Origin of the sequence: Streptomyces sp. Je 1-4 4N24 (assembly GCF_026239515.1) — a bacterium.
GTDB classification, from domain to species: domain Bacteria; phylum Actinomycetota; class Actinomycetes; order Streptomycetales; family Streptomycetaceae; genus Streptomyces; species Streptomyces nigrescens.
The window spans coordinates 5336001-5348386 of record NZ_CP110836.1 but is presented as its reverse complement, the minus strand read 5'-3'; the positions used below and the strand labels follow the sequence as shown (position 1 = coordinate 5348386).

Genomic DNA, 12386 nt, shown 5'->3' with positions numbered 1-12386 from the left:
GTTCCCAAGTGTCCTGTGTCCACGTGGCCCCATCTCGCCGCCACGCGTACCGGTAGCCGCAGCACCCCACAGAAAGATGTCGCCGACGTGCAAGACGAGAACGACATACCTACCGGTTCCCTACCGAACCCCCCACGCACCCTCGACAGATGAATGTGAGAGGGGTCACCCTGTCATTCATCCACGCGGGGAGGCATGGATGGGCAGGAGCCGCAGAACAATTCCGGAGGAGCTTCTGCTGCTCGCTTTGGACCCGACCACGGGGACCACAGCGCAGCCGCAGTCGCTCGACCTCGGCCTGGCCGGGGCACAGCTAGTAGAGCTGGCTCTGGCAGGACGGATAGCCCCAGACGGGGATCGTATCGCCGTGGTGATGGCACGGCCGACAGGAGATCCAACTCTGGACTCCGCGCTCGAACTGCTGCGCCGACGCGGCAGTCCGGTGCGCGCGGTCCACTGGATCGGCGGGCCCCGACTCGGGCTGCGCCAGACCTACCTCACGCATCTCGAACGGTGCGGCATGGTCCATGCCGTGGCGGGACAGATGTGCGGGGTACTGCCGACGACGCGCTACCAAGCGACGGAGACGGCCATCAGCCGGGAAATCAGGGCCCGGCTGGACAACGCGATCCGCACCGGCGTACCCCCGGACCCGCGGACCGCTGCGCTCGCCGCGCTGGCCCATGCGGTCGGGCTCGGCAAGCATCTGTATCCAGGGAACGAAGGGCGTTCATCGCGCTCCCGTCTCCGGGATCTGATCCGGCACGACCCGATGGGCGGACTGGTCGCACACGCCGTCATGGATGTGCAGAACGGTGTCGCGGCCCAGCCTCGGCGGCAGCAGGCGGCCGGCGCGACAGCCGTCCGGCAACCGGCCGCACGGGCCACGGCGGACCCGGCCGGAGCGCCGGTCCAGTCGCGGCACGGCCACGGCCGGATGGCCCGGGTGGGCGCCCGCTGACGCCGTAGAACGCCGTACGACACCTCGTACCACCCAGCGCAGCACCCGCATCACCCGCACCACCCGCCCCAAAGTCCCGTTCGGGAGCCGCAGCACCAGGCGCGGGGTGGCGGGCCGGCCGATCTGGACGACGGCCGGCCCGCCACCCCGCGCATCTGCTCGCTCGCCTTCTGTGTGCATTTCACTGCGCGGCGTCACCTCGGAGTGGCAGTCTGCTGAAAAGGAAACGACAGCAGTACGGAGCCGGAGGTGCACGTCCCGTGGCGTCCAATGTCAATCCCACCGTCAGGCGACGCCGATTGGGCCAGGAGCTGCGAAGGCTCCGTGAGCTCAAAGGCATGACGGCGGAGGAGGTGGCCGAGGCATTGCTGGTCTCCCAGTCGAAGATCAGCCGCCTGGAAAACGGCCGCCGCAGCATCAGCCAGCGCGATGTCCGCGATCTGTGCGGGGTCTACGAGGTCGAGGACCACCGCATCGTGGATTCGCTGATGCAGATGGCCAAGGATTCGCGTCAGCAGGGTTGGTGGCACGCCTTCGGCGACATCCCCTACAGCGTCTACATCGGCCTGGAGACCGAGGCGGCCTCGCTGCGGATCTACGAGTCCCTGCTGGTGCCCGGCCTGCTGCAGACCCCCGGATACGCCGAGGCGGTCATTCCCGGCACGGTCCCCGAGCTGGCGCCCGACCATCTGGAGAAGCGCATTCAGGTGCGGATGCGCCGCCAGGAGCGGGTCACCGACTCCGAGCGTCCGTTGCGGCTGTGGGTGGTACTGGACGAGAGCGCGCTGCGGCGCGTGGTCGGCAGCCATCTGATCATGCGCGAACAACTGGACCATCTCGTCGAGATGAGCCAATTGCCGCATGTGACGGTGCAAGTTCTGCCGTATGACACCGGTGCGCATGCCGGAATGTCGGGAACGTTCTCCATCCTGGAATTCGACGATGCCGCCGATTCCAGCGTGGTGTACATCGAGGGCGTCACCAGCGACCTCTATCTGGAGAAGACCAACGATGTGCACAAATACACGATCATGTACGAGCATTTGCGTGCGCAGGCGTTGAGTGCGGAGCACAGCCGGGAGTTCATCGCTGAAGCGGCGAAATCCCATGCAGACGCCATGAGATGACACCTACCAGGGAGTCAATAGCGCGGAATCAGCGCGGAATCCGGGATTCCGGCGAAAGGGATCGCACGGTACACCTGCCGTCGCCCTCATGAAAAGAGATCAAGAAATATGCCCTTCGTACGGGTGAACGGCCTCTGCGGCTGGTGATGTTGGCGCGTAGCGTCATCAGTACCGAATCCGCGGTAACTCAGAGCGAGTTGGAGTCAACATGGCCGTGCAGCCCAATTCCGCATTCTCCTGGACCAAGTCCTCGTACTCCGGTGGCAACGGCGCCTGCGTGGAAATCGCCGTGCCGACCGCCGCAGCCATCGCAGTGCGGGACTCCAAGGACCCCGACGGTCCGCGTCTCACGTTCGACAACTCCTCCTGGCGCCACTTTGTGTCGGACGTCGCCGGTGGCGCGTTCGACGCGGCATGACCTGAGCCGTCACCGTCCGCAATCCGCAGATGTGAGCCCTCTCGACTGGATCGCCGTCCCGGCCGAGGGGGCTCGGCCATGCCCGGGCCCCTCCGGCGGGCGCGCCGGTAGCCGTGCGCGTACGACCACCGACCGCATCGGTCAGCGCAGTTCGGACACATACCGGTCCGTTCCGGGCACGGTCGGAAGGAACGGCGCCACCAGCTCCACCCGCCCCAGCCCCGACTCCGCGACCTCCTCCTCCAGGCCGGCGAACTGCTCCGTCCAGCCGTCGCGCGGGTCCCGCTGGAGGAACCACAGCAGGGTCAGCCGGGTGTCGACGCCCTCGACCTGCCGCACATACGGCATCCGGTCCCCCGGCAGCGGCGTCGGGCGGAAGACCGTGACCATCGCGGCCGGTGAACCCGACAGCCGCCGCGGCAGATGCCGGGCACACAGCCACTCCAGAAGCGCGTCCCGCCGCTCCGGACCGTCCGCGTCGATCACCTCCAGCACCAGCCCGGCGTACGGGTGGTCCAGTGCGTGGAAGTCACGGGGACCCGCCGCACCGTCCCGGTAGACCGTCGCCAGATGGTCCTGGAAGGCCGTGAAGACATGCGTACGGCCCTGGTGGACCCGGCCGTCCCGGTTGAGGCGCTTGTTGATGCCGACGGTCCACTTCATGTGCTCGTCGTAGCGGCCCGCGGTGATCCAGTACGTGGAGAGATAGCAGCCGGCCGTGACCGGCCGGGCGACGGCGGACTTCTCGGGACGGCGCAGCAGTTGCAGCTCGCGCGTGGCCACCCAGCGGCGGCCGGCGAAGATCCACGGCATCGCCATCGCGCCCGCGATGTAGTGGTCGTCCTCGTACGAGCGGTTGTAGGCGTATTCATGGCCGGGGTGCGGTTCGACCATGGTGATCAGCGCATGGCCGGGATGCACGCCGTAGGGGCCGACGGCGGCCAGCTCGGCATAGGCGGCGGGCCCGGGGTCGACGGCCGCGGCGGTGGTGACCTCTGGCGTTCCTTCGCTGTCTGCGGTCATGACAGACAGGTGTAGCTGACGCAGCATCAGATGGGGGGGGCGGGCGGTGCACGAATCGTGGGAGACCGCGCGCACGGAACCGCCCCGGCCCGCCCGCGGCCCCACCCGCACCAGCTCATCATGCGGGCACCCCTGCTTTCCGGCACCGGGCCGCTTAAGCTGCCGGGCATCTGCAGCTAACGATGGTTAATCGCAGACCACGAGCGATTGGAGTCGCCATGCCGGACGCGATACTTGCCCGCGCAGCCACCCCCGTCCCCGGGCTCGCCGCCCGTGCGGCGCGGACCGGTAGCTCGCCCGTGCGCGACATCCTGGCGCTCACCGCCCGGCCGGAGGTCATCTCGTTCGCCGGCGGGCTGCCCGCGCCCGAGCTGTTCGATACGGCGGGCCTCGCGGCCGCCTTTCAGCATGTGCTGGCCGAGGACCCGCTGCGGGCGCTGCAGTACTCCACCAGCGAGGGCAGTCCGGCGCTGCGCGCGGCCATCGCGGCGCGCACCACCGCGCGCGGACTGGCCACCGACGCCGACGACCTGCTGGTGACGACCGGTTCCCAGCAGGGGCTGACGCTGCTGGCCACGGCCCTGCTGGAGCCGGGCGATGTGGTGCTGGTCGAGGACCCCTGTTACCTCGCGGCGCTGCAGATCTTCTCCTTCGCCGGCGCCCGGGTGGTGCCGGTGCCGACCGATGACGAGGGCCTGGACCCGGTCGCGCTGGACGAGATCACCGCGCGGGAGCGGCCCAAGCTGCTCTATGTCGTGCCGACCTTCCAGAACCCGACCGGCCGCACGCTGTCCGCCGAGCGCCGGGCCGCGGTCGCCGAGGTCGCCGCCCGGCGCGGGCTGTGGATCGCTGAGGACGACCCGTACGGAGAGCTGCGTTTCGAGGGCGCGCCGGTGCCGTGGGTCGCGTCGTTCCCCGGGGCCGAGGACCGTACGGCGCTGCTCGGCTCGTTCTCCAAGGTGATGGCGCCCGGTCTGCGCCTGGGTTCGCTGCGCGCGCCGGCCGCGCTGCGGCGTGCCTGTGTCGTCGCCAAGCAGGCCGCCGATCTGCACACCTCGACCGTCGACCAGGCCGCGGCGGCGCGGTACTTGGCGGTCGCGGACCTGGACGCGCATCTGGGGCGGGTGCGCGACGCCTACCGCGAGCGGCGGGATGCGCTGGTCGACGGGCTGGCCGCGGCGCTGCCCGAGGGCTCGCGGTGGAACCGTCCGGCAGGCGGCATGTTCGTGTGGGCGACGCTGCCCGAGGGGTACGACGCGACGGCGCTGCTGCCCGAGGTGGTGCGGCATGACGTCGCCTACGTCCCCGGCGCGCCGTTCTTCGCCGGGCCGCCGGACGCCACGGCCGCCCGTCTGTCGTTCGTGACGCACCCGCCGGAGGAGGTCCGCGAGGGGCTCGACCGGCTGAAGAAGGCGCTGGGGGGCGCGCGTCGGCACGCGTGAGCGCGGACGGCCGGTGCCTGCGCCCGAACGCGGCGGGCGGCGGAAAATCCGCTTCCGGACAGCCGTCGCCCTGCCGGAAACTGGAGGTCCACGGCGCGTGGACCTCCAGTGAACCTCCCGGGAGGCCGGATGACCAGTGGCCCCGACAATCCGGCGGACACGCCGGAGAACGACCCGGCGAACACGCCGGAGGACGACCCGGCGCGCGGCCCGTCGGACCCCAGCCCCGATCCCGACGCCGATTCCGATGCCCTTCGCGAGCCACACGCCGGTCCGGGTCCCGATCCCGATGCCCCTCGCGAGCGGCTCCCGTACCGCGTCCGGGCGCGGCTCCGCGGTGCCGGGCGGTGGCTGCGTGCGCATACCCGGCATGCGCTGGTCGTGGGTGTCGTCACGGCGGTCGCCGGTGCGCTGGCCACCGTGGGCGCCGACCAGCTGCCGAAGCTCTTCGAGGAGCCACCGCCCGGCTGCCCCGGGGCGGGCTGCGACGGCAGGAGTCCCAAGGACAGCGGGTGCGCGTATGACGCCACCACCTGGGAGCCGAAGGAGGGCAACCCGGTCCGCATCCACCTGCGTTACAGCAAGAGCTGCGGTGCCGTATGGGGGCGGATCGTCAACGGCGAGCCGGGGGACATGGTGACGCTCCGGGTGTCGGGCGGCGCGGCCCGCAGCGCCTCGATCGACTACCGGCACGACAAGTACACGACCATGGCGACCGTCGGCCCCACCTTCCGGGTGCGGCTGTGCGCGGTGCCCACGACCATCCCCCGCCGCACCGTCACCTGGGTCAAGTACTGCTTCGAGGCGACAGAGCATGTGCCCTGGGAGTGACCCCTGCGTCCCTCCCTCTTGGCGAACGGCTCTGGTCTTCCCCGGCCCCCGGGCCTAATCTGACGTGCCATCAGATATGAGCTGGGCGGCCCGGCCGGGAGGCACCGATGCTGCTGCGGAACAAGACCGTCGTCGTCTCGGGCGTAGGGGCCGGGCTCGGCCATCAGGTTGCGGCGGCCTGTGTGCGGGAGGGCGCCTCGGTGGTGCTGGGGGCCCGGACGGAGGCGAATCTGGCCAAGTCGGCGGCGCAGCTGGACCCTTCGGGCGCGCGTACGGCCTGGCGGGCGACCGATATCGGTGACGAGACGCAGTGCGCGGCGCTGGCCGGGCTGGCCGTGGAGCGGTTCGGCGGGATCGACGCGGTGGTCCATGTCGCCGCCCTGGACTCGCTCTTCGGGGGGCTTCGGGACGCCGACTTCGACTCCTGGCACCGTGTGGTGGACGTCAACCTCCTCGGCACACTACGGATGACCCGCGCCTGTCTGCCCTCGCTCACGGCACGCGGCGGCGGCTCGGTGGTGGTGATCGGCACCCAGTCGTCGGTCGCCGCACCGTCACAGGTCCAGCAGGCGGCGTATGCGGCGTCCAAGGGCGGGCTGGTCTCGGCGATGTACTCGCTGGCGCGCGAGCTGGGGCCGGACCGGATACGGGTCAACACCGTGCAGCCCGGATGGATGTGGGGCCCGCCGGTGGAGGCGTACGTACGGGTCCAGGCGCAGAGCGAGGGCGTCCCGGAGGCCGAGGTGCTGGCCCGGCTCACCGAGCGGATGGCGCTGCCCGAGCTGGCGACGGATGCGGATGTGGCCGAGACCGTGGTCTTCCTGGCCTCCGACCGGGCGCGTGCGATCACGGGCCAGTCGCTGCTGGTCAATGCGGGGGAGCTGATGCGGTAGCCCCGCCCGCCGGGCACGTAATTCTCCTTTCGGCAACGCCGCGAGGTGCGGTGCCCGGGGGCACCTCCCAGCGGTAGCTGGGGGAGCGTCGCAGGCCCACGGAGACCGGGGAGACTCCCCCTAAGCCCTCGGATACCGGGCGAGCCAGCCCGGCGACGAGCCGGCCGGGCCGTGCAGCGCGGCGCCCTGCGTCATCTCCATCGAGAAGTCGTCGGCCAGCTGCAGGATCGTGTCCCGGCCCTCCAGCTCGACCAGCCAGACCGGCGGCAGCGCCGTCTCGCCGTGCAGGGTGCCCAGCAGATTGCCGCAGATGGCGCCGGTGGAATCGCTGTCGCCGCTGTGGTTGACGGCCAGCAGGAGGCCGTGCCGGAGGTCCTCGGCGACCAGTGCGCAGTACACGCCGATCGACAGCGCCTCCTCGGCCGTCCAGCCCTCGCCCAGGGACTCCACCCGGGCGGGCGTCGGCATGCCCTGCCGTACGGCGCCGAGCGCGCGCTTGAGCGCGTCGGTGGTCTCCTCGTGGCCGGGGCGGGTGGCCAGGTGGGCCAGCGCCTTCTGCACGGCGCTGTCGAGGTCGTCGCCACGGGCCAGCGAATGGCTGATGATCGCGAAGGCCCCGGCCGCCAGATAGCCGGTGGGGTGGCCGTGTGTCTGTGCCGCGCACTCGACGGCGAGCTGGAAGACCAGCTGCGGCTCCCAGCCGACCAGCAGCCCGAACGGCGCGGAGCGCATCACCGCGCCGCAGCCCTTCGAGTCGGGGTTCTTGGGATGGTCCAGCGTGCCCATCGCCTCGTCGCCGAGGCCGCTCAGACAGGCCCGGCCCGGTGCCCGCCGGGAGTACAGCCACTCCTCGCGGGCCAGCCAGCCGTCGTCCTCCTTGCGCTCGTCCGGGCCCCAGTCGCGCTGGGTGGCGGCCCAGCGCAGATAGGCGCGGTGGACGTCGGTGGGCGGGTGCCAGGCTCCGGTGTCGCGGCGCACCTGGGCCCGGATCAGACCGTCCACGGTGAACAGGGTCATCTGGGTGTCGTCGGTGACCGCGCCGCGCCGCCCGTAGGCGGGCACGAAATCGGTCACGCCCTCCTGGCCGTGCGCCTTGCGGATCGCGTCGAGCGAGTCGAATTCGATACCGGCGCCGAGCGCATCGCCGATGGCACCACCGAGCAGACAGCCGCGTACCCGGCTGCGGAAGTCCTGCTGCTCCGCGCGCCCCCAGATGGCGCCACCGCCCGCTGCGCTCATGCCGAAACCTCGCGTCGCTCGGCCTCGCACTCGCGCGGCGCGCACCTCTGAACGGCACGCTCGCTGCGCTCGCTCACTGCGCCCTCCTGAAGCTCACTACGTCCCGGGGGGCCTTGCGGGGCCCCTGGCGCAGCACTGTAATCGACCGAGAATGATCAATTTTTGGCCAGGAGGGTATTGCGAATAGTCATTCGTAAGGAGGCTTTTGGCCGGTACCGTCCCGATGGGTACCGGCCCGAGGGGTACGGGGGCGGTCGGTGCGGGCTTGGCCGGTACGGGGTGCGGCGGTGCGGGGCCCAGCGGTAGGGGGCCCGGGCGGTGCTGGGCGCGGCGAGTCGGGAGGGGCCGCGTCGGGGTGGGGGCGCGCATGTGTGGGGCCGTACGGGCATGGGGGCCGGCCTTGTGTGGCCGTCCGGCCTTGCGCGCCGCCCGGACCGGCCCGTCAACTGGGCTGAGGCGGTACCGGTCATCCGGACGTGGGACCCGCCCCACGAGCCGACAGGCCCGGTCAGCCCTGCCCGGACGCCCGCCGGCCGCGCGGCGGAGACCACAGCCCTCTCGCCGCTCCGCGACGGACGCCCTCGCCCATCGCGCCTCGGGCGGCGCCGCCCTCAGGTCAGTCGCGAAGCGGCCACCGGTCTCGTCCCACCGGATGTCCCGCACCTCTCCCGTCTCTCTCTCCTCTCCCGCCCCCACCTGGGCGTTCATCCGTTCGATGATGGCGGCGGCGCCCGTTGGGCATGCTCTCCCCATGTCCGAGTACGAGTGGGATCGCACCACCATGGCTGTCGTCGCCTCCGCGCTCTCCGGAGACAGCGACGGCGCGGTGGAACTCCTTCGGCCGCTCCCCCAGAGCGATGTGTGCCATATCGCCGTACGCCTTGCCGCCATGGCGGCCGACGCCCTGATCGTCGCCGCCCAGGACAGCGGAGGCGACCGCGAGGAGGCACTGTCGCAGTGGCAGCAGTGCATCCTGCAGCACGAGGCGGAGTACGAGGGAGGAGTGGGGGACTGAGCGGCCGCGGCGGTACGGACGCGGGCCGAGGACGGTCATGACGGCGCGGCCCAGCCGCTGACCGGCCCCGGAACCCTCACAAGCCTTCTGCCCTGCTCCCGCAGAGTAGCCGTCGGCGGAGCTGCGGGGACGGGGCTGTGGACAACCGCGGTGCCGACTCCCGCCGGCTACTCCACGACCGGCAGCAGCTCCGGCAGATGACCGTCCGACGCGAGGGCGGCGGCCCGGCGTTCCTCGGTGACCGGGGCGTAGGTCGTGGTGCGGGGGCGGGCCGGGCGGCCGGCCAGGTCGGCGATGGCGATGAGGTCCTGGATGGAGCGGTAGGAGCCGTAACTCGACCCCGCCATTCGGGAGATGGTCTCCTCCATCAGGGTGCCGCCCAGATCGTTGGCTCCGGAGCGGAGCATCTCGGCGGCGCCGTCCGCGCCGAGCTTGACCCAGCTGGTCTGGATGTTGGTGATGTGCGGGTGGAGCAGCACCCGGGCCATGGCCGTCACCGCGCGGTTGTCACGGGTGGTGGGGCCGGGGCGGGCGATACCGGCGAGGTAGACGGGGGCGTTGGTGTGGATGAAGGGGAGGGTGACGAACTCCGTGAAGCCGCCGGTCTCCTGCTGGATCTCGGCGAGCAGGCGGAGGTGGCCCAGCCAGTGGCGGGGCTGGTCGACATGGCCGTACATCATCGTCGAGGACGAGCGGATGCCCAGCTCATGGGCGGTCTTGACCACCTCGACCCAGGTGGCGGTGGGCAGCTTGCCCTTGGTGAGGATCCAGCGGACCTCGTCGTCGAGGATCTCGGCGGCGGTGCCGGGGATGCTGTCCAGACCGGCGGCCTTGGCCTCGCTGAGCCATTCACGGATGGACAGCCCGGTACGCGTCGCGCCGTTGACGACCTCCATGGGCGAGAAGGCGTGCACATGCATACCGGGGACGCGTTCCTTGACGGCGCGCGCGATGTCGAAGTACGCGGTGCCGGGCAGGTCGGGGTGGATGCCGCCCTGCATGCACACCTCCACCGCACCCACGTCCCAGGCCTGTTGGGCGCGGTCGGCGACCTGGGAGAGGGAGAGCGTGTAGGCGTCGGCGTCCGTGCGGCGCTGGGCGAACGCGCAGAAGCGGCAGCCGGTGTAGCAGACGTTGGTGAAGTTGATGTTCCTGGTGACGATGTAGGTGACGTCGTCGCCCACGGTGTCGCGGCGCAGCTCGTCGGCGAGGGTGCAGAGCGCGTCCAGGGCGGGCCCGTCGGCGTGCAGCAGCGCCAGGGCCTCCGCGTCGGTGAGCCGGGTGGGGTCGTCGGCGGCCTGCGCCAGGGCCTGGCGTACGTCGGAGTCGATGCGCTCCGGCGCCATCCCGGGGGCGGCGGCCTCGCGCAGCGCCTCCCAGTCGCCGTAGACCTCGTCGAAGTCGTCGCGGCGGTCGGCGGTGCGTCCTTCGGTGTCGATGGTGTGGTGCAGGTCCGTACGGCCCGAGGAGCTCATCGTGAAGCCCTCGTCGGGCTCCTGCCAGGGGCGGCCCACCACCGGGGCGTCCTCGACGGCCAGGCCCGTCTCCGGGTCGGCGAGGGCGCGGACATGCGGCAGCAGGCGGGGGTCGAGCCAGGGCTCACCGCGCTGGAGGAACTCCGGGTAGATGGGGAGCCGTTCGCGCAGCTCGAAGCCGGCCGCGGCGCAGCGCCCGGTCAGCTCGTCGATCTGCGGCCAGGGGCGCTCGGGGTTCACATGGTCGCGGGTCAGCGGGGAGACGCCGCCCCAGTCGTCGATCCCGGCGTCGATGAGCAGCTGGTATTCGCCGTCGACCAGGTTGGGCGGTGCCTGGATACGGGTCGAGGGGCCCATGATGTGCCGGGCCACCGCGATCGTCGCGGCCAGCTCCTCCAGTTCGGCGTCCGGCATTCCGCGCATCGCCGTGTCCGGCTTGGCGCGGAAGTTCTGCATGATCAGTTCCTGGATGCCGTGGTAGGCGCGCTGGATGCGGCGCAGCGCGAAGAGGGACTCGGCGCGCTCCTCGTACGTCTCGCCGATGCCGATGAGCAGCCCGGTGGTGAAGGGGACGTTGGAGCGGCCGGCGTCCTCCAGGACACGCAGCCGGACGGCCGGTTCCTTGTCGGGCGATCCGTGGTGCGGCCCACCGGGCTCGCTCCAGAGCCGCTCGGCGGTCGTCTCCAGCATCATCCCCAGGGACGGGGCGACGGGCTTGAGCCGCTGGAAGTCCGTCCAGGACAGCACCCCGGGGTTGAGGTGTGGCAGCAGGCCGGTCTCCTCCAGGACGCGGATGGCCATGGCACGGACGTAGGAGAGCGTGTCGTCGTAGCCGTGCGCCTCCAGCCACTCGCGGGCCTCGGGCCAGCGGTCCTCCGGTTTGTCCCCCAGGGTGAACAGGGCTTCCTTGCAGCCCATTTCGGCGCCGCGGCGCGCGATGTCCAGCACCTCGTCGGGCGACATGAACATCCCGTGGCCGTCCCGGCGCAGCTTGCCGGGGACGGTGACGAAGGTGCAGTAGTGGCACTTGTCCCGGCACAGGCGCGTCAGGGGGATGAAGACGCCCTTGGAGTACGTGATCACGCCGGGGCGGCCCGCGGCCTCCAGGCCGGCGTCCCGCACCCGGGCCGCGGAGGCGCACAGGTCTCTGAGGTCCTCGCCGCGTGCCTGCAGCAGCACCGCGGCCTCGCCGGCGTCCAGCGCGACACCGTCGCGGGCCCGCTTGAGCGCGCGGCGCATCGCGTTCGCCGTGGGGCGGCCGGCGGCGGGCCCGGCGTGCGTCTCGCGGTCGGTCCCTTGGTCGGATGCCTGGTCAGGTACCTGCGCGCTGGAAGTCATCCTCCGAGCATACGAGCGCCCACCGACAGCCCCGCCGCCGGAGAAAGGGCCGTTGATGTGCCTCTGATCACTGCGGACGGAGGTTCCGTCCGGGTACGGAGGGGGCACTTCCCGGCGGCGGCGCACCGCACGCCTACATACTCGCCAGCAGCTCGTCCGAGTACGTCCGGGTCAGGAACTCCATGTTGTGGCCATCGGGGTCGAGGATGTAGACACCGCGGCCGCCGTCCCGGGTGTTGATCTCCTGAGGCTTGGAGTGCATGGGGTCGGCCCAGTAGGACAGCCCGCGCTCCTGTATACGGCCGAAGATCCCGTCGAACTCCTCCTCGGTCACCAGGAACGCATAGTGCGTCGGGACGAATTCGCCGCCTGCGACATGCTCGGCGTAGTCGAGGGCCACCCCGTTGTCCAGCTTGAGGGCGGCGAAGGGGCCGAACGCCTTGGGCTCGGGCACGCCGAGCAGATCGGCCAGGAAACGGGCGGAGGCAAAACGGTCGGTGCTGTGCACGATCGTGTGGTCGAGGCGAGGCATGGGGGCTCCTTGATCTCTCTGGTCCCGTGACCGACATGGTCCCGTGACCGACGTGGTCCCCTGATCTGCGGGACCGTCGAACCGCCGGTCTT

11 protein-coding genes are annotated in these 12386 nt (G+C 71.1%); 7 read left to right on the top strand and 4 right to left on the bottom strand.

Translation table 11 applies throughout. The annotated features are described in order from the left end of the window. Window positions 1–199: 199 nt before the first annotated feature. The 3 genes from SLV14N_RS23490 to SLV14N_RS23480 all read left to right on the top strand — a co-directional run bounded on the left by SLV14N_RS23490 (window position 200) and on the right by SLV14N_RS23480 (window position 2506). A complete protein-coding gene (locus SLV14N_RS23490; protein WP_208683319.1) occupies window positions 200–961 on the top strand; it encodes a GPP34 family phosphoprotein in 762 nt (253 codons plus the stop codon). Window positions 962–1221: 260 nt separating this feature from the next. Continuing rightward, complete coding sequence (locus SLV14N_RS23485; RefSeq protein ID WP_026170083.1) at window positions 1222–2088, top strand: helix-turn-helix transcriptional regulator; 867 nt, start codon at window positions 1222–1224, stop codon at window positions 2086–2088. Window positions 2089–2296: 208 nt separating this feature from the next. Next, window positions 2297–2506 (top strand): DUF397 domain-containing protein, encoded by a 210-nt coding sequence (locus SLV14N_RS23480; RefSeq protein WP_208683311.1) that lies wholly within the window; start codon window positions 2297–2299, stop codon window positions 2504–2506. A 141-nt stretch (window positions 2507–2647) separates the two neighbouring features. Here the strand turns inward: SLV14N_RS23480 and SLV14N_RS23475 are convergent, their stop codons facing one another. Further along, the gene (locus SLV14N_RS23475) at window positions 2648–3529 is read right to left on the bottom strand and encodes a hypothetical protein (protein WP_263270933.1); all 882 of its coding nucleotides are present in this window, start codon (window positions 3527–3529) and stop codon (window positions 2648–2650) included. Window positions 3530–3747: 218 nt separating this feature from the next. On the opposite strand from SLV14N_RS23475, the gene SLV14N_RS23470 reads away from it, so the two are divergent. The 3 genes from SLV14N_RS23470 (at window position 3748) to SLV14N_RS23460 (ending at window position 6695) form a co-directional block, all read left to right on the top strand. After that, window positions 3748–4971 carry a PLP-dependent aminotransferase family protein gene (locus SLV14N_RS23470; protein WP_263270931.1) on the top strand — a complete coding sequence of 408 codons (1224 nt, stop codon included), beginning with the start codon at window positions 3748–3750 and terminating at the stop codon, window positions 4969–4971. A gap of 129 nt (window positions 4972–5100) precedes the next feature. Continuing rightward, window positions 5101–5802 carry a DUF2690 domain-containing protein gene (locus tag SLV14N_RS23465; RefSeq protein ID WP_263270929.1) on the top strand — a complete coding sequence of 234 codons (702 nt, stop codon included), beginning with the start codon at window positions 5101–5103 and terminating at the stop codon, window positions 5800–5802. 107 nt (window positions 5803–5909) lie between these two features. After that, complete coding sequence (locus tag SLV14N_RS23460; RefSeq protein ID WP_263270928.1) at window positions 5910–6695, top strand: SDR family oxidoreductase; 786 nt, start codon at window positions 5910–5912, stop codon at window positions 6693–6695. Window positions 6696–6815: 120 nt separating this feature from the next. Here the strand turns inward: SLV14N_RS23460 and SLV14N_RS23455 are convergent, their stop codons facing one another. Further along, window positions 6816–7934 carry an ADP-ribosylglycohydrolase family protein gene (locus tag SLV14N_RS23455; RefSeq protein WP_263270926.1) on the bottom strand — a complete coding sequence of 373 codons (1119 nt, stop codon included), beginning with the start codon at window positions 7932–7934 and terminating at the stop codon, window positions 6816–6818. Window positions 7935–8685: 751 nt separating this feature from the next. Between SLV14N_RS23455 and SLV14N_RS23450 the strand changes: the two genes are divergently transcribed. Next, on the top strand, window positions 8686–8949 hold the full coding sequence (locus SLV14N_RS23450; RefSeq protein ID WP_018092249.1) for a hypothetical protein: 264 nt from the start codon (window positions 8686–8688) through the stop codon (window positions 8947–8949). A 167-nt stretch (window positions 8950–9116) separates the two neighbouring features. Here the strand turns inward: SLV14N_RS23450 and SLV14N_RS23445 are convergent, their stop codons facing one another. After that, window positions 9117–11762, bottom strand: coding sequence for a bifunctional FO biosynthesis protein CofGH (locus SLV14N_RS23445; RefSeq protein ID WP_208683301.1), 2646 nt, complete (start codon window positions 11760–11762; stop codon window positions 9117–9119). Window positions 11763–11895: 133 nt separating this feature from the next. Continuing rightward, window positions 11896–12294 carry a VOC family protein gene (locus tag SLV14N_RS23440; protein ID WP_018092251.1) on the bottom strand — a complete coding sequence of 133 codons (399 nt, stop codon included), beginning with the start codon at window positions 12292–12294 and terminating at the stop codon, window positions 11896–11898. Window positions 12295–12386 lie beyond the last annotated feature (92 nt).